Source organism: Methanomassiliicoccales archaeon, from assembly GCA_013415865.1.
Lineage (GTDB): Archaea > Thermoplasmatota > Thermoplasmata > Methanomassiliicoccales > UBA472 > MVRC01.
Window position 1 is genome coordinate 131,343 of sequence record CP058896.1, and the last position, 22,232, is coordinate 153,574.

Below are 22,232 nucleotides of genomic sequence, written 5' to 3' on the forward strand. Positions count from 1 at the left end.
CGTTCAAGTAATAGTTTCTGCTCGGGCAAAGAGGGAAGGCGATGATAAAGCCAGTCCAAGGCAATTACAATCCTGTCGAACTCGAGAAACAGATAAGGGAGCAATGGAAAGAGACCGATGCATACAAAAAGACCAAGGAATTCAGGTCCACGGGTCCTGACTACTACTTTGTCGATGGTCCGCCATACACAACGGGGTCTATCCACCTCGGAACGACCTGGAACAAGACGATAAAAGACACTATAATTCGTTTTCGAAGGATGCAGAGATATAACGTCTTTGATAAACCTGGCTACGACATGCATGGCCTTCCCATCGAGGTAAAGGTGGAGCAGTCGATAGGGGTCAAGAACAAGAAAGAGATCGAGGAGTACGGGATCGACCGCTTCGTCTCCACCTGCAAGAACTTTGCCGTGGAATTCCAAAGAAAGATGAACGAACAGTTCAAAGAGCTCGGGGTATGGATGGACTGGGACAACCCGTACCTAACCATCGCACCATATTACATCGAAGCGGCATGGTGGACGCTCAAGAAAGCATATGACAAGGGACTTCTGGTATCTGCAGACCGCGTTCTGCCCTGCTGTCCGAGGTGCGAGACCGCCCTGGCCGAGGCCGAGATAAATTATTCAGATGAAAAGGACCCGTCGATCTATGTCAAGTTCCCGCTCAAGGACGACCCCAAGGTCTTCCTACTGATCTGGACCACTACACCATGGACCCTTCCGGCCAACCTTGCGGTCGCGGCCCATCCCGATTTTAAATATATCAAGGCTAGGTACCGAAGGATCGGAGAGACCGAGACGGTCATAGTGATGAAAGATCTGGCTGACCAGATAGGAGAGATCGCAGGCTGGGAACAATATGAGATATTGGAAGAGATAGAAGGAGATGACCTGGTCGGGTTGGAGTACGCCTCGATATTCGAGGAATTGGTCCCCTATCAAAAGAACGTATCAGGCAAATGGGTCCACAGGGTCATCGCCTCTAAGACGGTGGAGGCCTCCAATACAGGCCTCGTCCATATAGCTCCTGGTTTTGGACCTGAGGACTTCGAGCTTGGCCGAGAATATGGAATAGAACCTTTCTGTCCGGTCGATGAAACTGGTAAGTACACAAAGGATATTGGTGAAACATTGGCCGGCATGTCAATCAAAAAGGCCAACCAAATGATCTTGAAGAACCTTGAGGACAGGGGCCTTCTGTTTTCCAACTCGACCATCGAGCATAGGTACGGTCATTGCTGGCGCTGCAACTCGCCGATATTGTTCAGGACGACAAACCAATGGTTCCTGAAGGTCACCCAGGTAAAGAATCAGATGCTAGAGGAGATCGATAGGATCAGGTGGACCCCAGATTGGGCCGGCTCCTCGAGGGAATATGATTGGGTCATGAACGCGAGGGACTGGTGCATCTCAAGACAGAGATATTGGGGCATACCCATCCCCGTCTGGACCTGCTCGAAATGCGGTGAGATAAAGGTGATAGCCACCGCAGATGACCTGGAGAAGGGCAGCGGTTACAGAAAGGATATGGACCTCCATAGGCCATGGATCGACGGGGTCACATTTACTTGTCCTAAATGCTCATCAACGATGAGACGCGTGCCTGACGTGCTGGACGTATGGTTCGATTCCGCCGTGGCTTCCTGGGCCCAATTGGGCTATCCTCGGAAGCGGTCGGAGTTCGATAGGCTATGGCCGGCCAAGTGGATAGCTGAAGGCCATGACCAGACCAGAGGTTGGTTCTATTCACAATTGGCGGCGGGCGTGCTGGCTTTCGGAAGGGCACCTTACGAGTCCGTCCTGATGGTAGGATGGATGTTGGACCCGCAAGGTCTGCCAATGTCAAAAAGCCGTGGAAATGTCATCGAGCCAGAAAAGGTCGTCAAGGACTATGGTGCAGATGCTCTTCGATTTTATCTCCTAAGATCTTCGGCACCTTGGGAAGATATATCGTTCCAGATGGAAGGTGTGAAGAACGCCAGAAAGATGTTGAATGTACTGTGGAACGTCGTGAACTTTGCGACCACATATATGTCGATAGATAATTTCGAGAGGCAAAAGGTCGACGATGACCAGATATTCGCACATCTCAAGCCCGAGGACCGATGGATGATCTCCAGGACAGAGCGTATGAAGAACGAGGTCACAAGGGACCTCAGCGCATACGACCTCCACAAGGCAACAAGGGCATTGGAGGAGTTCGTCCTCAATGACCTATCAAGATGGTATGTGCGGCTCATCCGTGACAGAATGTGGAAAGAGGAAGGGGACATAGACAAGGTCACGGCATATGTTGTTCTCTATGACACCTTGATGTCGTTGAATGCTATGTTAGCACCAATATGTCCGCATATAACTGAACGCATCTACGCTCACCTTGATGGAGCGAGAGAGACCGTCCATATGTTGGACTGGCCGGTAGCGGACCTAACGAAGATCGATGACCGTCTGGAAGCGGCGATGAACGTCGTCATGGAGGTCGTGGAGATCATCACGAGGGAAAGGCAGAATAAGAACATGAAGCTGCGTTGGCCATTGAAGAGGATGATCCTTCTTCCGTCAACTACCGATTCGCTCGAATCGTTGAAGCAACTTGAGGACATCCTATTGCCGCAGGCGAACGTCAAGAGCATAGAGTATGTCGCACCAGGGGAAGAATGGAGCGAGAGCATCCTCAACGTAATCCCGAACCCGAACGCCATAGGAAAGGTCTATAGGCAATGGGCGAGCAAGATCGCGGTACTATTGAGATCAAGACCAGCCAAGCTTGTCAAGGAGAGCATTGGGAAGGGAGAATACACCTTGGGCATCGAAGGGCAGTTCATAAAGATAGAGCCTAACATGGTGTCCTTTGAGACCACCCTTCCAGAGCATGTGGTTGCTGTAAAATATTCTGGTGGTGAGATCTACCTTGATTTTGAGATTACTCCGGAGATAGAAGCGGAAGGATATTCGAGAGAGGTCATCAGACGTATCCAGCAGATGAGAAAAGACATGAAGCTTGACGTCGAGGAATATATCGCGGTCGAGATAGCCGCACCTGTCAAGATCGAAGAGTACTTGAAGATATGGCAGGAGCATATTATGTCAGAGGTCCGCGCTAGAAAGTTCCAGTTCTTCCTCGAACCAAAAGGAGAATATAAGATAAATTGGGAGATCGAGGGTGAAAAGCTTGAGATTGCAATTACCTCCCTCCACATCAAGGAGGCCGTCGAAGAGCTCATGAAGATCCCTGGGATGGTTGCGAAGAATGCGGTCTTATTGGTCGAGGCGGGCTATCGGACAATAGATTCGCTCAGAGGGATCAGCGAAGAGAAGCTATGTGAGGTCGACGGACTTCCAAAGAACGATGCCAAGAAGATAGTTCATGTGTTGACCAGGTCAACAAGCGTTGTTGCTAAATGCGAGAAATGTGGTTCTGAGCTCAACGAGAAAGGGACCTGTGACAAATGTACATGCACAGACCTAGTTCTATCCCCCCTCCCAAAAGAGAAGATGATGAATGTACTTCTCCGCATACCCAGAATGAATAAGGTGAAGGCCGAGCTGGTGTTCGATGCGGGATATAATTCTTTAGGCAAATTGAGATCGGCGAGCAAAGAAAACCTTCAGGCCATAAATGGGCTAGGGTCGAGGACGATCGAAAGCATAGTATCATATGTCCAGGAAGGTGGATTGGAGAAATGCGTCCTTTGTAGAAAATGCGGGGCAAGCATCGGACCGGACATGCTCGCATGTCCATCTTGTTCGACGCCCGTTACGTCAGAGCAGGACGAAGAAGACATCGGACCTCAGAAGGTTGAGCAAAAGACCGAGCCTACGAGGAAAGGAATAGAAGAATTGGAGAGATCGTTCACCTACCTCATCAAGGAAGAAAAACCGGAAAAGGCCTACGAATTCTTCGAGAAGGAGATCAAAAAGGGTTCCAAGGGTTTCTGCGTGACCAGGAACTATCCTGTTAAGATCAAGGCCAAATATGATATTGGCGACACCCCAATGATATGGTTATCCAATGTGGGTAAGGAAAGCTCATTGAGACCGAAGGACCTTGAGAAACTATCCTATTCGTTGGAACAGTTCTTATCATCCAGCGGAGGCATCATTTTGCTTGATGGTCTAGAATATTTGATAACCAACAACAATTTCCTGACCGTGCTCAGGTTCGTCCAATCATTAAGGGACCAGGTAGCGATAAACCATTCAATATTATTGATGGCGTTGAACCCTTCGACCCTAGACCCCCATGAGCTGAACCTACTCGAGAAAGAGGTTGATGGGACCATCTGAAACTTTTTCTGATAACTATTTTATAATTTTATATTTATTATATAGGTGGGGGTGCACATGTGAGCGTATGTAGGTTTGCCATTCCTAATAATATAACCTCCTTGTGCATGAAAGGCACCTCCAGGTCGATCGATGGGGTTGCTACATTGGTCTTCCACGGAGAACAAGAGTTCATACCTCTCTCTTGCGACGCGGCCATGTTCAAACTTTGTCCCTTCAAAGAAGGCCCCAAGGGGGTACGATTGACAGCTCAGGGGACAGAGGAATGTGTTCATTGCGGAAGGACGCACATCCCTGGATCGTTGAACAGTAGACTTTGCAAGGAGTGGTCCCTGTTCATAAAGGCCTATGAAGAGATGAAGAAGGAGCTTCCAGGAAAAAGGAAGTATTATGTGGCTGGAACAACAGAGCAGGTCTTCTCTGACGATTGTGATGAATTTATCCGAAGACATCTTTGGAACAAGATCAAGAAGGCGATCCTGCGGAGGGACAGATATACCTGTCAAGAATGCGGACGGACCCACAGAGAAAGGACCGAAAAGGACAAAGGAACTATCGTGCTCGAGGTCCATCACATCGTTCCGAGGTCCCTTGGGGGTACCGACCATCCTGGGAACCTTAAATCATTGTGCAAACAGTGCCATCGAAAGTATACAGATGCCATCATTGAATTGATAAGAGAATCATCTAGGGCGGAGAAGTTGTTACAAGAGGCAAGCTTTGGGCAAATCTTACTCGATGATATAGATGTGGATGATCTGGCCTTCGATGATTGATATTACCGTTTTAAATGTTGTTTTTTAATGTTATTATAGATAATAATTTATATATATCTTATAAATGAATCTACAAGCTCTAATAGATGAGATTTAGCATAAAAGCAGGGACGTTAGTTGGTCTAGCTGGGCTTATTTACTTATTTTACACACGGACGGATGTTATCTCAAGTATGATATTTTTGATAATAGGGACGGTCATGGCTATCATCATTATTCGTTCGATCTCATCGATCGCCGATAAGGAGCATCAACTTAGGGTTCACGTCGAAAAGGATCACGTTGCTGAGCGCCCAATAAAAGACACCATTCAAACAGATATTCATCAAAATGTCTTATCAAAAATTGGAAGAAGATAACCACCAAACAGGTGTTTCACTTATTTATTGACCAGCAATGTTTCGATCAACACATGTCTCTGCGATCGTGCATCATATATTCCAGCAAGCGGCTTGAAATAGATATCAGAAAATTGTCGAACATATATCGAGATAAATTATGAGATATCACCCACTGGTAATTTAGGACCATCAATATCGAAGAGCTGTCCTCAGCCTCTTTAATATTTTTACTAAGCCAGTTAGTGGATCATTAAAATTGGAACACCATGAATAAGATTGACGGAACAAGGACGACATTTGTCATACTGTTTTTACTGTCATGATCATGTAAAAGGTGTTCCATCAAATATCCTTTACCAATTTACTGAGACCTGGCACAGTATCATACGAATCCAATTCATTTGGCGTTATCCATCTATATTCTGTATGTTCCCAATCGATGACGACATTTGGATCCTCTGTATCGAATATGAAAGGGTGTATGTGCCATATGTGACCATCCCCTCTGACGGTCATCACAGGTAATATCTTGTACAGTTTGGGGTCCATCTGACCCACTTCCTCTGCAATATCCTTATAGGCCGTCTCTAAGGGGGTCTCCCCTTTTTCAATATATCCGCTGATCCCGGCCCATTTCAGTTTGTTGGTGGCCACTTTCTCGCTCCTCTTCATTATCAGTATCTTGCAGCCATGCCTCAATATGCACGTCACCACCGAGGACTCCTTGACATCCAAAATCTCGACGGTGCCCTCATCCCCATCAACTATTATTTCATCATCATCTCGGATAAGTTCCAGGTCTACCCCGTCAACCATAGGGACACCTGCCATCACCGCTCCCGTGGCCACTATGGTCTCAGCGGCTCTATTGATTATCGCCGAGGGAAGCTTTCTGTTCTTCTTGAGGTCTAAAATAGTATAAGAACCGACGGTGGACCCCTTACCTCTTTCGAAAGCGAATACTTTTCCAACGATATCAGCTCCTTCCTTTCCTGAGCTGACTGTGAGCCTTCCTGTCGAAGTGTCGACACCGCCCAGGAAGCTGAAAGGACCGTTTATCACGACAGCCCTTCCACGACCAAGCCCTCTTGATATGCTCCTGCCCCTCAATTTCACATTACCAGCTCCAATAGTGAAAATGCATCTTCGCAAAGGCATTTCTGAGAGCACAGACCGGGGAGATAATTGCACGCTTTACAAGAGTTCGATGCAGTTACCTTGTGGTTCTTCTCTATCGGGGCGACCACCATGCAGGTGTCCGTGACGACCTTTCCGAACCTCTCGAGCACGGCGGTCTCTTTTGGGCACCAGGTCTTCACCCTTCTCGAGGTGCAGAACCATATCTCGATGTCCTTCCTCTTCTTCCTGCCATCAAGATACTTTGCCAATGTCTTCATCTCCGTCTCGGAAAGATGAGGGCATCCGAGTGCTATGAGGTCAGGCTCCTTTGAAGTGGTCAGACGGGCCCTCATCTCATCCAGCTCTTTCCTATCGATTTGAACTCTCTCAAGCCCCCCAATATCCATGTTCTTAGACTCAGGGGTCATGTTCTCAATATGGAAAAGTGCGACAGAGCCTGCTGCCGCCATCGCCGCCGCCATTATCTTTATCTCATTGATGTTGGGTCTTATCCCTTTAAAAAAAGGTATAGATGCCCCTAGTTTTAACCCAACCGCCTGTCCCAACAGTGAATAGTCAAATATCTCATCGCGTGGTTCGGCCTCGATGACCACTGTAGGTTGTCTGTTCTCCTCAAGGTGAAGACCATATTCGGGCGTTTTGCCAATTATTGCTGCGGCCAAAGCCCCCGGTCCACCCTCTCTATTTGTCCTTGCTCCCAGGATCGAGTTGGCGAAAGACAATGCCGACGACTCTGCCCACGCGATCCTCTCTCCTTTTGATGGGGAGTTGCCAGCCAGATATGGGGTACATGTGCAGTTTGTTTCAACACCCATCTGCGAATAGTATCCGATTATCTCTAGTTGTTTTTCTGCAAAAGATCTGTCGACGCCCATCTCCTTCCAGCGGTCCCGGTCCATGCCAGCCGGGTTCAATGTGGTCTTGACACAAACCTTGGTCCCTTTAGAGACCTCCTTCAAGAATTCTAAGCCACCCTCCCCGATGGTCTTATATGAAACGCCGGAGAGATGGGCAGACGTTATTGGGACCAGCCTTTTTGCATCATAGATTTTGCCAAGCGCCACAAGGAGTTCCATCGCCATTCTCTTAGATTCTCCTTGTTCTCCTGCTAGGACGGACTCCTCTTCCTTGGTCAGATACATACGGTAGATGGTTACCCTCTGACTAGAATAAAAAAGGTTCGAAAAATCTCAGGGCGCCTGATCATTCGGGTGATGCTAATGACCTATGACGATACCATTAGGCAAATACAAAATTCACCTTCAATTTTTTATAATATATGATCCTGAATAAATTAAGCGGGCCCGTCGGGATTCGAACCCGAGTTCGAGGCTCCGGAGGCCTCTGTGATATCCAAGCTACACTACGGGCCCAGCTGCGTGGCTATAGAAGAACCCTTCATTATAATTTACTATAGCCTCATCGATACGGAGCAGGTACATAATTATACTAGAATATTGAAGATGGGAAACCTATCGAGCCCAATAAAAATTATCAGATTCAAAATCGACGGGCACCAACAGTATGAAAACGTTTAAAACATGTTTTTCACGCTTGATCCATATAATTTTTCAATGATGATGAATGGTGAAAATTTTAGAAAATAGTGAAACATGAAGATATTTAAAAAGGTGTTTCACTTCTTCTTTGCGAACTCAGTGTAACCGCAGCGACCGCAGGACACACGGTCCTCATGTGTCGCTAGGAAAACCCCAGGACCGCATTTTGGACAGTGTTTCTTCTTTCTCTCTATCTTTCCATCCTTACCGACGGCATAGGCATCTTTCTTCGCGATGCGCACTGTCTTGGCCTTTGGGGCCTTCTTGTCATCTTTTGCCATTCAGATCACCATCACTTCTTCGCAGATTTCGCGCCGGCGGTCTTGGCCTTTTTTTCAGCAAGCCCATGACGGACGAGCATATAGTTCTTCTCAGACCTTTTTACGCCTTCGATGGTCTCATAGACCTTTGCATATCCATGGCTTATGCCCGAACCTGTCTCGGTCGAGGTGTTGTCGATAATTACGAGCTCTTTCTTGGAGTTCATCGCCTCAGCCACCTTCTGACGTAGCTCGTCCCTCTTTGGGGTAGCGGCCCCAACATGCTCGACCTTGAATCTGACCTCCCACCTTTTCTGGAGCAGGTTCTGCTTCTTGCTCTCTATCTCAAACTTCAAACTGATTCCTCCATTTCGTATATCATGCGTTTAGCGTTGTCCCTTACCTTTTCGTCAACCTCTACGACCGCTATCCCTTTTCCCGGCAGCCCGTACACAAGGCACGTACTGTCCGGCGCAATGGCGGCACAGACAAGACCCGCCAGGTCCTCCTCCCCATCCACCCTTATCCTTGTGGGATGGGCTGAGTACATGGCCTTTGATACTGCAGAGACCATCTCTGGGGTTATCATTCCCGGAGGGTTGCGCACTTTGACGTTCTTACCTGGAAGGTTCTTTGCGCTGTGCTCGAATGCCGTCATGGGCACCCTCTCGGTCATATTGTCGTAGATCGCAACATGAGGCAGAATGCCGTTCTGGACCAATGCGAGGGATACAACATCCCCTACACTGACGACCTTTGAACATCTTTTTGCAGCTGCCATCGCCTCAGATTCGGTCATCAGTTCTCCAAACGGCATGCTCAGCACCCTTCTCATTTTTTCTGGAAGCTTCCAGCCATTGACGGGCACACGGAGCTCAGCGCACCTTGAGTGCGAACTTGCCGTTGACATTTATGCCCATCCTTTTTGCTATCTCCGACCTGGTGTGGTCGATGATTATGACATATCCCTGCCATTCCTTCGAGGTCTGATTACCACAAAGAGGGCATACATCCTCCTCTGTGATGAAGCTGCAGTTCTTACAGGCCTTCAATATTTTCAAGCAGCTGCCCCCTTCTCCTCTTGCTTTTCAGCTTTTTTCGCTCGTTCCTCGGCCAGCCACTCGAACTTGCCTAGACCGGACTGTCTCATGGTCAATCCTATCTTACTTTCCCTTGGGTTGCGCTCATTTAAAGATATGGAGACGATCCTCGACCGTACCTTGTCCTTTAACTTGATGTCACGTTTCGTGTCCTTTCCGATCAATCTCTGTCCCGCATCGTCTATGTCTATGCGATCATCCATTACCTGGCTGATATGCAACAATCCATCAAGAGGTCCGAAACGCACGAAGGCCCCGAACTTGATGACCTCTACGACCTCTCCTTCGATGACCTCTTGGTTCTGTGGACGGAAGACCAATGCGTCGAATCGGACCGTCTGATATACCGCCCCATCTCCGTGGACTATCCTGCCAGGTCCAACTGGGACGATGTTCTGCACCATTACTGTGAGCGAATCACCTTCTATCCTCCCTTCATACGACTCTCGGGCCAATTGATGAACGATGGAATCGAGTTCCTCGCCGAGCATCTCTGGAGGAATTCGGACAACGTTCTCACGTTGTGTCAACAAATACATGGTATACCCTCGTAACTAACCTGCCATACGGTAACCCATATTTAAACATTGACAAAAATTTTGGTAGAAAAATCAGATGCTGGACAAAAGAAAAAATTAAAATAAAAAGGGGTTTAGAGGCCCAATACGATCACACCGGCAAATACCAGCGTGATAGTGGAGAGCAGCTTGACAAGCACGTGCAATGAAGGGCCAGCAGTGTCCTTGAACGGGTCACCGACAGTGTCACCGACAACCGCAGCGGCATGCTGAGGGGTCTTCTTCAATCCTTTTGACTCAACATACTTCTTCGCGTTGTCCCAGGCGCCACCACCGTTGTTAAGGACGAGAGCCATCAGCACACCGGCGATCGTCCCGACCATCAACATGGCACCGACCGCCATATAAGCGGTCACTGAGCCATATGAATAGTACATGAAGATACCGAATGACACCGGTACGATCACAGGCAGAATGCCTGGGAGTATCATCGCCTTAAGCGCGCCCTTGGTGGATATATCCACACATTTGGCGTAGTCTGGCTTGTCATTGCCCTTCAAGATGTTCGGGTTCTCCCTGAACTGACGGCGCACCTCGGATATCATGTCCCCCGCGGCCTTACCGACGGCGCGGATCGCCAAGGATGAGAACAAGAAGACCAGCATCGCACCGATAAGAGCTCCGACGAAAACCTCTGGCTGAGCAATATCAACGCTGTATGCCGCGGTCGGGTCTGCATAAACGGCCCACTTGACCGGGTCGTGGGAGTAAAGCTCCTCTGCGACCTTGTCAAAGAAGGCGCCGAACAATAGGTAGGCTGCAAGAGCTGCAGAGCCCATCGCATAACCCTTCGTGAGGGCCTTGGTCGTGTTGCCCACGGCGTCGAGCTTGTCCGTCCTGTTGCGTATCTCATCAGGCTGTTCGGACATCTCGACGATACCGCCTGCGTTGTCGGTGATGGGGCCAAAGGTGTCCTCTGCGAGCACGAACGCGCATGGAGCGAGCATGCCCATTGTCGCAACTGCAGTCCCATATAGACCGTATTGGAAGACCAGGCCAGAAGAGGCGCCATCAGGGGCGGCCATTTGACCAAGTTCGTAGGCACCGAGGAGGGCTGCGACGATGGCCATTATCGGAAGGAAGGTCGTCTCGAGACCGACCGCGAAACCGCTGATGATGTTGGTGGCTGGACCTGTCTCGGAAGCCTTTGCTATCTCGCGGACCGGGCGGTATTCGCCTGCGGTGTAATACTGCGTGATGTAAACTATAGCTATGCTGAGAATGACACCGACTATGCCACATCCCAGGAAATAGATCCAATTGTCTCCTAGGAGCTCGCTTGCTGCAAATCCGAACAGTGCAATGGCGATGATGCAAGACACATAGTAGCCACGGTTCAATGCCTTCATCGGCTCCTCGTCCTCGTTCCTAAGCTTCACGAGCATGATACCGATTATACCTGCAAAGATGCCCAGGGCACGGGCAACAAGCGGGAAGAACACGAAACCAACTTCACCTGTGGCCGCATACAGGAACGCACCTAGGATCATGGCTCCGATGTTCTCTGCCGCTGTCGACTCGAAGAGGTCTGCACCACGACCGGCGCAGTCCCCAACGTTATCGCCGACGAGGTCTGCTATGACCGCGGGGTTCTTTGGAGAGTCCTCAGGAATGCCGGCCTCAACTTTACCGACCAGGTCAGCACCGACATCGGCTGCCTTGGTGTAGATACCACCGCCTAGTTGTGCAAAGAGGGCGGCGAATGAGGCACCAAATGCATAACCGACAGCAAGGAGAAGCGCTTCGGTTATACCCTCATCAACACCTGTGACCATCTCAGGGGCTTCAAGCCACCAGAACATGAAAAAGACCCCGGCGACCCCGAGCAGGCTCAACGTGACGACCGATATGCCGGAGACCGCCCCTCCCCTGAAGGAGACCTGGAGGGCCTCATTCAAGGAGCGCCTAGCGGCACTGGCGGTCCTGATGTTCGAGTTGACAGACACATACATTCCGATGTATCCTGACAACGCCGAACAGGCAGCACCAATAATGAAGGCCACGCCGGTCAATGGGCTTATGGCCACACCTATTAGCGCAGCAATTATGATGCTGATGATCGCGATCGTCTTGTACTGGCGTGCGAGGTAGGCCATCGCCCCTTCTTTGATGGCATCGCTAACGAACCTCATCTCTTCGGTCCCAGTGTCCTTCTTGAAGACCCATCGGGTCAAGAAAGCCACGGCGAGTATCCCTACCAGGCCCGCTATGGGAATTGCATAGATCAATGGATCCAATTCAATCATTTTTTATACCCCTATTTAGCAGGTTATGCCCGAATAAGGGTGCTTATATAAATCCCTTGTTCCTGTCACACCACAGTTTTTCGCATTCTGGCTACGATTGAGCCTGTTAACGCTTGACATGGATGATTTTATTGATGGTGTTCATAGAACTGATGCAATATCGATCATTTCGAACTTTAACTCTTCATAATTGCGATGGTATGATCACATTCCTTTACATGGATAAAATATATAATATTATGAATAATATATTAAGCCGTGGCAGATTTCAGCAACCCGGATTTCTTCTATCATGCCTTATTGGCCGTCGGCACTGGCGCATTGGTAGGTCTGGAAAGGGAGCATCACAGGGACGATCTTTCGGTGCTCGCTGGCCTCAGAACATTCGCTCTGATATCATTGTTCGGTTTCATGACGGCATTCCTCGCAACCGAGGAGGCCGATCTTATCTTTTTGGTCATGATCGGCGTACCAGTGGTCGGCGCATTGGCATTTCTCCTTGCCATAATAAAATTCCTGAAAGGGTCGCCAGGGATGACCACACCCATGGCCATGATCGTCACCTACTTCAGCGGCGTTCTTGTAGGATATGATCTATTGTTCGAGGCGGCCGTCCTTACGGTCGTGACCACGTTCTTGTTGGTCTCTAGAAGAAGGACGCACATGCTAGCAAAGATACTTGACGATGATGAATTGATCGGTGCCCTTCAGTTCATCACGATCGTGGTCATCTTGTTCCCGATCACCTACTTCCTCAGTCTTGAAGATCCTCTTGACGTTCTCAACAGGGGAGGAGTTCTGGACCTCAACTACATTCTGACAATGGTGGTGTTCGTGAGCAGCATCTCTTTCGTTTCTTTCTTAATAATAAGAAAGGAGGGGGCGAAACGTGGGATGGAGTTCTCAGGTCTCCTTGGTGGACTGGTCAATTCTGCAGCGACCACGGCATCTTTATGCAACATAGCCAAGGAGAGACCACATCTCGCCGAGAAGGCTGCGACAGGGATCTATCTGGCCACCGGGGTCATGATGATACGTAACCTGATTGTCGTCATGATCGCCGACCCAGATATGAGGACCGCGATGATACTGGCCCCTTTCATATTGATCGCGGCCGCGGTGGCCCTAGTTTTAGGCATCGTCAGGGACATGAACGGCCCGGAAGATACCAAGGTCGAGATGAGGTCTCCCTTTGCGATAGGACCGGCCATTAAATTTGCTATGTTGATATTCATCCTCTCGCTTGTGACCTATGGCGCTGAAAAATACCTAGGGAACAATGGCATCTACTTCTCCTCTATTGCGGGGCTCATCTCATCAGCAGCGGTCGCCGCTTCTCTGGGCAGTTTGGTATCGTTAGGTGATATTGGAGCTAGGGTTGCCGCGGAGACCATCATGGTCGCGACGACCTTCTCGTGCATCGGTAATTATCTGATAATCAGGACCATGAATAAAAAAGTAGAAAAAATTGCAGCAAAAAAGATGCTGGTGATAACGATTACATCGGCTCTCATGTCCTTCATAATTATCTTATGGTGAAGACCGTGCCCTTTCTGTTCAAGAATATGTTTTATATCTATATGGCCTTACAGTGGCGATACATTGACCGACGGTGACCTGATAGGGCTTTTCCTCGTCTATGCTTACGTCGGCACAATGGTCATGGTCGCTAGCAAATGGCAGTTTCTGAAAAGGACGAGATTGCACCGAAAGTTCATACATGTAATGATCGGGAACATCGTGCTGTTCTGGTGGATCTTTGAGACAGATTGGGTCATGTCCCTTTTGGCTGCGGCCCCCTTCGTTCCTTTATTGATATTGTTCTCCAAGGAGGGTTCTAGGGGAGACGTCCCAAAAAGCAAATTAGAGAGAGAGGTTAAGAACTCGGTACTGGCCGAGGCTTCGGTGGACGGTCATAAGCTCGGTCTTGTCTACTATGCAATATCATGGACCCTGCTTGCGTATTTTTCATTCGATGATCTCATGTTAGCCTCCATTGGCATAGTCTGTATGGCATATGGTGATGGCATGGGAGGTCTTATTGGGAAAAGATATGGCCGTAGGAAGATCCATAAGGACAAGAGCATTGAAGGGACGTTATCTGTTTTCATATTCGCCACATTGGCGTGCTTTTTCGTCATCGCTTATTACGGCTTCCTTAGCTCGGAAGGTTACTACGCGTCTCCAATCATCGATCTGCCTACGATGATTCTGGTATCTATCAGTATCGCCGCATATGTGGCAGTCGTAGAGCTTTATACGCCGGGAGAATATGATAATCTGATAATACCTTTAACGTCAGTGATCATCCTGAAATTCTTGGGGGTATAAATTGAGGTGGATGGTCGTCGATGGCATCGACGGCTCAGGCAAGAACACGGCGGCACAGATCATCAAGGAATGGTATGAGGAAAGAGGAGTGAGAACGAAGATCATGGCACACCCATCCGCCAGGAAATGTGGCAAGGTGGCAAGAAAAGCCTTGCAATCGCAAGGGCCGCTCATGAGGGTGATCGCGTCGGTGTTCTATATCATCGATGTATTGATGTCCGTTTCTCAACTTAAAAAAATGAAGGATCAAGATATCGCGGTCATTTTTGTGAGATACCTGATGGGCACCGCCTATCTACCAGAGAGGTTCATGGGATTAGGATATGATGTCTTTGCGAAAGTATTGCCGATATCTGAGGCCATGGTGCTCATTGACGTACGTCCAGAGATAGCGCTGAAAAGGATACAATCAAGACCTGATGTCAAGGAGATGTTCGAGGACCTTGGGAACCTTGAGAAAGCCAGGCGAAAGGTTCTCAAGCTCTCTGAGAAAGGATGGAGGGTGCTGGACAATTCCAATGGCAATGGAGAACTTGCGATCGAACTGTCGTCCATCCTCGAGGACTGGGAGTCGCGTTCCGTCACGACCTTTCCAAGATGACCGTTAACCCGATACCGATGATCAAGGCAATAGAGGTAAAGGTCAGGACCATATCAAATCCAGACGATAAATATACTGGACCGAGCACCAATGGCGATATCGCATAGCCCATGAACCTTGAGCTGTTGAAGACCGAGGAGACGGTTCCCTTGATCTCCGACACCAGCTCCACCACAAGCGCAAAAAGCGAGGCCCACAATATCTGCGCTCCCGTTCCCAGAAGGACCAATGCCATGGCGAACATCCAGATCGTGGTTGAATTTGCCATGAGGATCGTTGTTGCCAATAATATGAGAAGGCCCAAGGCCGCCGTCCTAGACCGACCTATCCGGTCCGACAATGAACCACCGAACGGTGCGGCAAAGATACCAGCGCCTCCTGTGAGCGCAATTAATATCCCGATCAGACGGCCCGACGCATCAATGGGCGGCCTTGCAAGGACATCTGAGACAAAAGAAAGAGCACCGATATAGCAAAAGAAGGTTACGAACCCTATCGCGGATATTAAAAGAACGCCTTTGTTCTTTAAAGCCCTGGGAACGTTGCCCATCATTGAACCTATCGACACTCCAGACGCTACGAAGGACGCTCCTTTATAGGTCTTGAGAATCGCATAGTTGCATATCAGGCAAAGCAGAGCTATTACGATGAACACGATCCTCCAATCCCATTCTGAGAAAGCTCCTGCCATCAGAGGCCCAAACGCAACACCACCAGTAGTAGCGGCTGCAAGGAACCCCATGTTCCTACCTCTGCTATCGGAGGGCGTCACTTCTGCCAGAATTGCGACGAGCACGGGATTGACGAATGCATAGCCGAAGCCTTGGACCCCTCGGGAGATATAGAAGGTCATGACATCATTGCTCGATGCGCATAACAGAGCTCCAATGGCATAGACCAAGAAGCCGAACGTGACCACCTTCCTTCTTCCATATATGTCCGAGATAGAACCAGAGAAGAAACTGAAGATCGCGAATGGGAACATGTAAAAGGAAATCGACAGAAGGACCTCGGCTACAGATATCCCAAACTCGACCTCCAACAGTGGTACAATGGCAAGCACTGAGTTACCAGCAAGAGGGCCGGAGAATGCACCCGCATAGACAGCGAACTTGGCATAACGGCTCTCGCTCATCTATAGGCCTCATCTGACCCTTTTGATGTTGGCACATTCGACATCAGGTTCTTCAACGATCTCTATCAGCTCGCCCCGGCAATGCGGACAGGAGTCTCCCTTCTTGCATGGTTCTATATGGATCATGACGTTGGTGTTCGGCAGGTTCGCCTCTATCTCTGCCTCTATCGTATCGCATAGGTCATGGGCTGCGGCGACAGGCATGTCCGAACGAACGATAAGCACAAGGTCTACGAACCTCTCAGCTCCGGATTTCCTTGTCCGAAGGGCCCTGAAGGCTATGAAGTTCTTGCTATAGAATGCCAGAACGCATTTGATCTTCGCTTCCTCCTCGGGAGGCAGCTGCTCATCTACAAGCCCTTTGCTGGCCTCCCTTGTAAGTTCCCATGCTGCCTTCACTATGAGAACGGCGACGATGATGGCGACAACAGGGTCGAGCCACTCATAACCTGTGATCCTGATCAATACCAGACCGATCATAACTCCAACAGATGTCATGACATCCGTCCTGAGATGGAGACCATCAGCCTGGAGCGCCATCGAGTCTGTCTCGATGCCTACCTTGTAAAGCCTATTGGACACAAAGAAATTGACGATCGCGGATATGCCCATGATGACTATGCCGACCCCAAGGAACTCGACGGGGGCGCCTTTTATGATCCTCATCGTCGCCTCGTAAACTATCAACATTGCTGCAAAAAATATCAGTATGGCCTCGACCACCCCTGCATAGTTCTCATATTTCCCATGACCATAAGGATGGTCCTTGTCTGCCGGTGCACCGGACTTCCTGACGGAATAGTTAGCTATTACCGCGGCGACCAGATCGATCATGGAGTGGATGCCTTCCGAGATGACCGAGATCGACCCCATGAATATACCTGCAACTAACTTCAGGATGACCAAGAATGAATTGCTATAGACCGATAGCAATGCAACCTTCTGCTTCTGCAATTTTATCCGAATGGCATATTGGTACGTGTTTTTAGGCTTTCTGGTCTTTGATAGGAATAAGGTCATTTTCACAAAGACAGCAAACCTTTTTTATCTCCCATAACTTGAACGACCTGGGACCTATATGGAAGAAAGAAAGGTCAAGGATATAGTCATTAAAAAAGGCATGACCGTCGACGACCTCATCAGAGAGATGAAGGAATCCGGGGGGTTCACTGGACGGAAGGTCGCGGATGCGGTAGATATCCTGGAGAAGATGGTCAAGAGCGAGGGGTGCATAAAATTCTTATCATTCCCCGCCTGCCTCATGGCCACCGGTACGAGAGGTGTGCTGGTCGAGCTGGTGAAAAGAAGGCTTGTTGATGTGATAATCACGACCTGTGGGACATTGGACCATGACCTGGCAAGGGTCTGGAAGGACTACTATCACGGGGATTTCTTCATGGACGATGCGGAACTGAGGAGGGAAGGCGTCAACAGGTTAGGGAATGTTCTCGTTCCTGACGATTCCTATGGCCTTATTCTTGAAGAAAGATTGATACCGATGTTCGAGGAGATATTGGAGGGGAGGAGCTCGATCTCGACCAGAGAACTGATCGATGAGGTGGGTGCAAGGATCGATGATGAGAGATCCCTTTTATATTGGGCGCATAAGAACAAGGTCCCGATCTTCGTACCAGGAATAACCGACGGTTCATTTGGAAGTCAGATATGGATGTATTGGCAGACCCATAGGAAATTGCATATGGACCTGTTCCAGGATGAACAGGACCTCTCTGATATAATCTTCCATTCAAAAGAGACGGGGGCCTTGATCGTCGGGGGCGGTATTTCAAAGCATCATGTAATCTGGTGGAATCAATTCAGAGGCGGGCTCGATTATGCGGTCTATATGACCACAGCTCCTGAGTTTGATGGGTCTTTGTCCGGGGCACAGGTACGAGAGGCTGTCTCCTGGGGGAAGGTCAAGGAGACCGCGTCTCATGTGACCGTGGAGGGAGATGCGACGATCACTTTGCCGATGGCGGTTGCCAGCTTGGTCGAGAGATTGTGATGAAAAAAGTATCGGTCGTAAAAGGGGACGGCATCGGGCCCGAGGTGATCGATGCCACCTTGGAAGTGCTCCATAATATGGACCTGCCGATCGAGTTCGTCGATGCGGAGATGGGGCTTGAATGCAATTCCATTAAAGGAGCGTACATCCCAGAGGCATCGATAGAGGTCATTAAAGGCTCGGACTGCTGCCTTTTCGGTGCGATCACATCACCACCGTCCAATGTGCCAGATTACAGGTCGCCCATCCTTTACCTCCGAAAAGAGTTCGGACTTTTCGCCAACGTGAGACCCGTTAAAAGACCTTGTCCAGATATCGGGATCATCGACCTTGACCTGACCATCATCAGGGAGAACACGGAAGGTATGTATACAGGGATCGAAAGAGAGGAGGACGGTGCTGTCATTCTCGAAAGGAAGGTCTCCGAAAAGGCGTGTAGAAGATTGGTCAGATATGCCATCAACCATTGTATAAAAAATGGGATCGGCACCCTCACCTGTGTCCATAAGGCCAATGTCCTGAGGAGGTCGGACGGTCTTTTCAGGAGGGTTTTCTTTGAGGAGATGGAAGGAACATCCATCAAGGCCAGAGAGCTCCTGGTGGACGCCGCGGCGGCGGCCATGGTCACCAGGCCCTTGGAGCAGAGATGTTATGTGACCCTCAATCTATATGGGGACATACTTTCAGATGAGGCGGCGGCGCTCATTGGCGGTCTGGGATTCGCCCCGTCAGGGAGCTATGGTGAAAAATTTGCCTTGTTCGAACCCACCCACGGCTCGGCACCCGATATTGCGGGCAAGGGGGTTGCCAATCCCACTGCCGCTCTCTTATCTGCATGCATGATGTTAGAATATCTCGGTATGGAAGGTCACGCAATAAGCTTGAGGTCTGCATTACAGAGAACTCTCCTCGATGGGGTCAGGACACCAGATGCCGGGGGGAGGTCAGGCACACTCGATTTCAGCCGTCAGGTGATAAAAAGGTTATCTGTTCGGGATTAATCGAATGACAGAAATATCAGAACGTCACCTTGAACAATCGGTCAAAATATGTCCGAGGCGTCTTTAAAAAAGGCGGCCTTTGCGGCCGGATGTTTCTGGGGCGTCGAATCCGCATTCAGAGAGATCAAAGGTGTCGTAGATGCCCAGGTCGGATATATGGGCGGGACATTGGAGAACCCCACATATAAGCTCGTGTGCACAGGAAGGACAGGGCACGCAGAGACCGTTGAGGTCCTTTATGACCCTTCGATCGTGGGTTATGAAGACCTACTTGATGCTTTTTGGAAGATGCATGATCCAACGCAGCTGAACAGACAAGGGGTTGACATAGGGTCGCAATATAGATCGGTCATTTTCTACTACGATCAGGAACAAAGGGATATGGCAATGAGATCTAAGGAGAACCTCGAAAAATCTGGCAAATTCTCAAGACCAATAGTCACGGAGATAGTCCCTGCCACGAGATTCTGGAGGGCGGAGGAGTATCATCAAAGGTACAATGAGAGACATGGATTGCGGTCATGTCATCTGTAAACATAGACACGTTTAAACCACCGTTTATCGATGCAAGTTCTGGTCATTGTAACGTGTTATCTCTTCTCATCGTATGGACGAACTATCGGACATATGAATTAAATAATAAGGCCATCATCCAATCTCAGGGCCGGCCATGAGATTGCCCAGCATGTCTCCTGTAGGACGATCGGTCCATATATCGGTAATAAAACCCATTAACGGTAGAATCACTTGTGAGCTAGGTATACACCGCCCGAGGGGATAATACAGATGAATGACAGTTGCATAGCTGCCGTAAAGATCGACCAGGACCTGTGCAGCAGATGCGCGGTCTGTTACTCGCTCTGTCCTTTTGAGGCCATAGAGCGAAGGTCCGAAGATGGAAGGTTAAGGATAGACATACAAAAATGCCAGGTATGCGGGATATGCTATAGTTCCTGCCCATCTGCCGCGATCGATATGGCATATTATGATTACGATGACCTTATCGGAAACGTTCAAGAGCTGAGGGTCCAAGAAAAAGCAGATACCCTTGTTGTCATGTGCAGAGGCAACACAGCGAATAAAGATGAGGTAAAAGAGATCCTGTCCCAAAATGGTCTCGAAGGATGCGGTCACATCTCCATAAGGGTACCGTGCGCAGGTCGAATTCCTACCGATTTTATATTCAAATCTTTGAATTTGGGTTTCCAGAGGATAGTTTCTGTTCAATGTCAGGATGGTTTTTGCCGAATGAAAGAAGGGACCGGCATCGAGACCCGACGTCTGATGCTCAGTAAGGCGGTATTGAAACAGCTAGGTTTTGCAGAAGATTCTCTGATCATGATAAAGCATTCGAGGAAGGCCGTTTGGATCTCCAAAGAATGCGTGGGGTGCGGTAAGTGCTATTTCATATGTCCCTACGAGGCCATATTGGCAGAACCCTTCTCTTCCCCTAGGGTATTGACGGACAAATGTGTTGGATGCGGGGCCTGTCAACTGGTCTGTCCACATCATGCCATCCAAGTGAAAGGTTTCGAGTTCGATACCATATTGAATTCGTACCAAAGGCTGGCGTCCAAGATGAAGGCATCAAATAAAGCACCGGCCATCATGGTCTTCAGCTGCCAATGGTCTGAATATTCTGCCCTTGACGACCCTTTAAAATTGCTCAAGGAACACAATGCCATAGTTCTGGAGGTACCATGCTTCAAAGGATTGGACCCGGTGCATATGATCAATGCGCTCAGGAGCGGTTTCGATGGGGTCATGGCGGTCATCTGCCCCGCCAAGGACTGTAAGCTGCAAAAGGGAAGAGACACCTCCGAAAGACAGTTGGAGGTCCTTCTGAGCATAATCGAAAGGTATGGGCTTAGAGATAGGTTCGAGGTCCATGAACTTTCCCCAAGATGCGAAGGAGAGTTCGACCGTAGGTTCAGGGATTTCATTCAGAAGATATCCACACTATCGAGATGCGGTAGGGATGCCCAGGGAGGTATGTGATGGCCTATAGGATCGTGAAGAAAAGATGCTTGGCCTACAAAGAGACCTTATTCGAGGTCGAGGCCCCCGAGATAGCGGTTAAGGCCTTGCCCGGTCAGTTCGTCATCGTCATCCCGAAGGACGGGAGCGAAAGGGTGCCCCTTACAATATGTGACTATGACCGAACAAATGGGACCATATCTTTTGCATTCCACAGTGTAGGAAAGACGACAAAGGAGATGGAAACTTTCAAAGAAGGCGACCATCTAGCAAATGTCACAGGCCCTTTGGGCAATCATTCTGAGATCAGAAAGTTCGGGAAGGTCCTGTGCATCGGTGGCAGCATAATGGTGGCCCCTCTTCTCCTTCAGGTCAAGGCCTTGAAGGAAGCAGGCAACCATGTGACGACCGTGCTAGGATGCCGCAGCAAGGAGTTCTTGTTCATGGAAGATGTCGCTCATGCATATAGCGACAATGTCCATATAGCTTCGGATGACGGCAGCGTCGGCGAAAAGGGGATCGGCTTCCTCGAAGGCCTGCTGAAAAAGGAAAGGTTCGACAGATGCGTAGTCATGGGACCTGTCGTGATGATGAAACAAGTGAGCGAAATGACCAGACCTTATGGCATCCCCACGATAGTATCGCTTACGCCCATAATGATCGATGGCATGGGCATGTGCGGCGTCTGCAGGGTATCGGTAGGTGGAAAGATGCTATTTGGCTGCGTGGACGGCCCAGAGTTCGATGGCCATTTGACGAACTTTGACGAACTGATAAAAAGGCAACGTTCAATGCTTCCAGAAGAGAGGATAAGCTCGGTACTTTGGGAGATCTCGGGAAGGTGCAGGTGTGAAAAGGACTGACGCCCTAGACAAGAGCCCTGTTCA

20 protein-coding genes, 1 tRNA gene and 2 pseudogenes are annotated in these 22,232 nt (G+C 49.2%); 12 read left to right on the forward strand and 11 right to left on the reverse strand.

Going from position 1 to position 22,232, the window contains the following annotated elements:
• Nucleotides 1-41 precede the first annotated feature (41 nt).
• The 4 genes and pseudogenes from HPY73_00700 (at nucleotide 42) to HPY73_00715 (ending at nucleotide 5,068) form a co-directional block, all read left to right on the forward strand.
• A pseudogene (locus HPY73_00700) lies at nucleotides 42-3,371 on the forward strand (isoleucine--tRNA ligase).
• Nucleotides 3,372-3,500: 129 nt separating this feature from the next.
• Nucleotides 3,501-3,662 (forward strand): annotated as a pseudogene (locus HPY73_00705) (hypothetical protein).
• Between the two features lie 69 nt (nucleotides 3,663-3,731).
• Nucleotides 3,732-4,292, forward strand: coding sequence for a DUF835 domain-containing protein (locus HPY73_00710; GenBank protein ID QLH75588.1), 561 nt, complete (start codon nucleotides 3,732-3,734; stop codon nucleotides 4,290-4,292).
• Nucleotides 4,293-4,351: 59 nt separating this feature from the next.
• Nucleotides 4,352-5,068 (forward strand): HNH endonuclease, encoded by a 717-nt coding sequence (locus HPY73_00715; protein ID QLH74114.1) that lies wholly within the window; start codon nucleotides 4,352-4,354, stop codon nucleotides 5,066-5,068.
• A 683-nt stretch (nucleotides 5,069-5,751) separates the two neighbouring features.
• On the opposite strand, the gene HPY73_00720 is transcribed toward HPY73_00715, so the two are convergent.
• From HPY73_00720 to HPY73_00760, 9 genes are all read right to left on the reverse strand, one after another.
• Complete coding sequence (locus HPY73_00720) at nucleotides 5,752-6,525, reverse strand: DUF126 domain-containing protein (GenBank protein QLH74115.1); 774 nt, start codon at nucleotides 6,523-6,525, stop codon at nucleotides 5,752-5,754.
• The gene (locus tag HPY73_00725) at nucleotides 6,522-7,691 is read right to left on the reverse strand and encodes an aconitase X catalytic domain-containing protein (protein QLH74116.1); all 1,170 of its coding nucleotides are present in this window, start codon (nucleotides 7,689-7,691) and stop codon (nucleotides 6,522-6,524) included. The genes HPY73_00720 and HPY73_00725 overlap by 4 nt, the downstream gene beginning before the upstream one ends.
• Before the next feature lie 157 nt (nucleotides 7,692-7,848).
• A tRNA-Arg gene (locus tag HPY73_00730) sits at nucleotides 7,849-7,922 on the reverse strand.
• A 263-nt stretch (nucleotides 7,923-8,185) separates the two neighbouring features.
• Nucleotides 8,186-8,389: a 30S ribosomal protein S27ae gene (locus HPY73_00735; GenBank protein QLH74117.1), complete on the reverse strand. Its 204-nt coding sequence runs from the start codon at nucleotides 8,387-8,389 to the stop codon at nucleotides 8,186-8,188.
• A gap of 11 nt (nucleotides 8,390-8,400) precedes the next feature.
• Complete coding sequence (locus HPY73_00740) at nucleotides 8,401-8,724, reverse strand: 30S ribosomal protein S24e (GenBank protein ID QLH74118.1); 324 nt, start codon at nucleotides 8,722-8,724, stop codon at nucleotides 8,401-8,403.
• On the reverse strand, nucleotides 8,721-9,278 hold the full coding sequence (locus tag HPY73_00745; protein ID QLH74119.1) for a GTP-dependent dephospho-CoA kinase family protein: 558 nt from the start codon (nucleotides 9,276-9,278) through the stop codon (nucleotides 8,721-8,723). The genes HPY73_00740 and HPY73_00745 overlap by 4 nt, the downstream gene beginning before the upstream one ends.
• The gene (locus HPY73_00750) at nucleotides 9,244-9,429 is read right to left on the reverse strand and encodes a DNA-directed RNA polymerase, subunit E'' (GenBank protein QLH74120.1); all 186 of its coding nucleotides are present in this window, start codon (nucleotides 9,427-9,429) and stop codon (nucleotides 9,244-9,246) included. Before HPY73_00750 ends, HPY73_00745 begins: the two co-directional genes overlap by 35 nt.
• Entirely contained in the window at nucleotides 9,426-10,007 is a 582-nt protein-coding gene (locus tag HPY73_00755) for a DNA-directed RNA polymerase (GenBank protein QLH74121.1), read from the reverse strand. Before HPY73_00755 ends, HPY73_00750 begins: the two co-directional genes overlap by 4 nt.
• A 113-nt stretch (nucleotides 10,008-10,120) precedes the next feature.
• The gene (locus HPY73_00760) at nucleotides 10,121-12,292 is read right to left on the reverse strand and encodes a sodium-translocating pyrophosphatase (GenBank protein QLH74122.1); all 2,172 of its coding nucleotides are present in this window, start codon (nucleotides 12,290-12,292) and stop codon (nucleotides 10,121-10,123) included.
• A gap of 258 nt (nucleotides 12,293-12,550) precedes the next feature.
• On the opposite strand from HPY73_00760, the gene HPY73_00765 reads away from it, so the two are divergent.
• From HPY73_00765 to HPY73_00775, 3 genes are all read left to right on the forward strand, one after another.
• Nucleotides 12,551-13,831 carry an MgtC/SapB family protein gene (locus tag HPY73_00765; GenBank protein ID QLH74123.1) on the forward strand — a complete coding sequence of 427 codons (1,281 nt, stop codon included), beginning with the start codon at nucleotides 12,551-12,553 and terminating at the stop codon, nucleotides 13,829-13,831.
• 63 nt (nucleotides 13,832-13,894) lie between these two features.
• Entirely contained in the window at nucleotides 13,895-14,623 is a 729-nt protein-coding gene (locus HPY73_00770) for a hypothetical protein (protein QLH74124.1), read from the forward strand.
• A 10-nt stretch (nucleotides 14,624-14,633) separates the two neighbouring features.
• Nucleotides 14,634-15,224: a thymidylate kinase gene (locus tag HPY73_00775; GenBank protein QLH74125.1), complete on the forward strand. Its 591-nt coding sequence runs from the start codon at nucleotides 14,634-14,636 to the stop codon at nucleotides 15,222-15,224.
• Here HPY73_00775 and HPY73_00780 read toward each other — a convergent pair.
• Both HPY73_00780 and HPY73_00785 read right to left on the reverse strand, forming a co-directional pair.
• Nucleotides 15,205-16,359 carry an MFS transporter gene (locus HPY73_00780; protein QLH74126.1) on the reverse strand — a complete coding sequence of 385 codons (1,155 nt, stop codon included), beginning with the start codon at nucleotides 16,357-16,359 and terminating at the stop codon, nucleotides 15,205-15,207. The two genes, HPY73_00775 and HPY73_00780, sit on opposite strands and share 20 nt — an antisense overlap.
• Before the next feature lie 9 nt (nucleotides 16,360-16,368).
• Nucleotides 16,369-17,379, reverse strand: coding sequence for a cation transporter (locus HPY73_00785; protein ID QLH74127.1), 1,011 nt, complete (start codon nucleotides 17,377-17,379; stop codon nucleotides 16,369-16,371).
• A gap of 58 nt (nucleotides 17,380-17,437) precedes the next feature.
• Here HPY73_00785 and HPY73_00790 point away from each other — a divergent pair, with 58 nt between their 5' ends.
• From HPY73_00790 to HPY73_00810, 5 genes are all read left to right on the forward strand, one after another.
• On the forward strand, nucleotides 17,438-18,367 hold the full coding sequence (locus HPY73_00790; GenBank protein ID QLH74128.1) for a deoxyhypusine synthase: 930 nt from the start codon (nucleotides 17,438-17,440) through the stop codon (nucleotides 18,365-18,367).
• Nucleotides 18,367-19,368: an isocitrate/isopropylmalate dehydrogenase family protein gene (locus tag HPY73_00795; protein QLH74129.1), complete on the forward strand. Its 1,002-nt coding sequence runs from the start codon at nucleotides 18,367-18,369 to the stop codon at nucleotides 19,366-19,368. Before HPY73_00790 ends, HPY73_00795 begins: the two co-directional genes overlap by 1 nt.
• 48 nt (nucleotides 19,369-19,416) lie before the next feature.
• Nucleotides 19,417-19,902, forward strand: coding sequence for a peptide-methionine (S)-S-oxide reductase MsrA (gene msrA, locus HPY73_00800; GenBank protein ID QLH74130.1), 486 nt, complete (start codon nucleotides 19,417-19,419; stop codon nucleotides 19,900-19,902).
• Nucleotides 19,903-20,154: 252 nt separating this feature from the next.
• The gene (locus tag HPY73_00805) at nucleotides 20,155-21,366 is read left to right on the forward strand and encodes a hydrogenase iron-sulfur subunit (GenBank protein ID QLH74131.1); all 1,212 of its coding nucleotides are present in this window, start codon (nucleotides 20,155-20,157) and stop codon (nucleotides 21,364-21,366) included.
• On the forward strand, nucleotides 21,366-22,208 hold the full coding sequence (locus tag HPY73_00810; protein QLH74132.1) for a sulfide/dihydroorotate dehydrogenase-like FAD/NAD-binding protein: 843 nt from the start codon (nucleotides 21,366-21,368) through the stop codon (nucleotides 22,206-22,208). The genes HPY73_00805 and HPY73_00810 overlap by 1 nt, the downstream gene beginning before the upstream one ends.
• Nucleotides 22,209-22,232 lie beyond the last annotated feature (24 nt).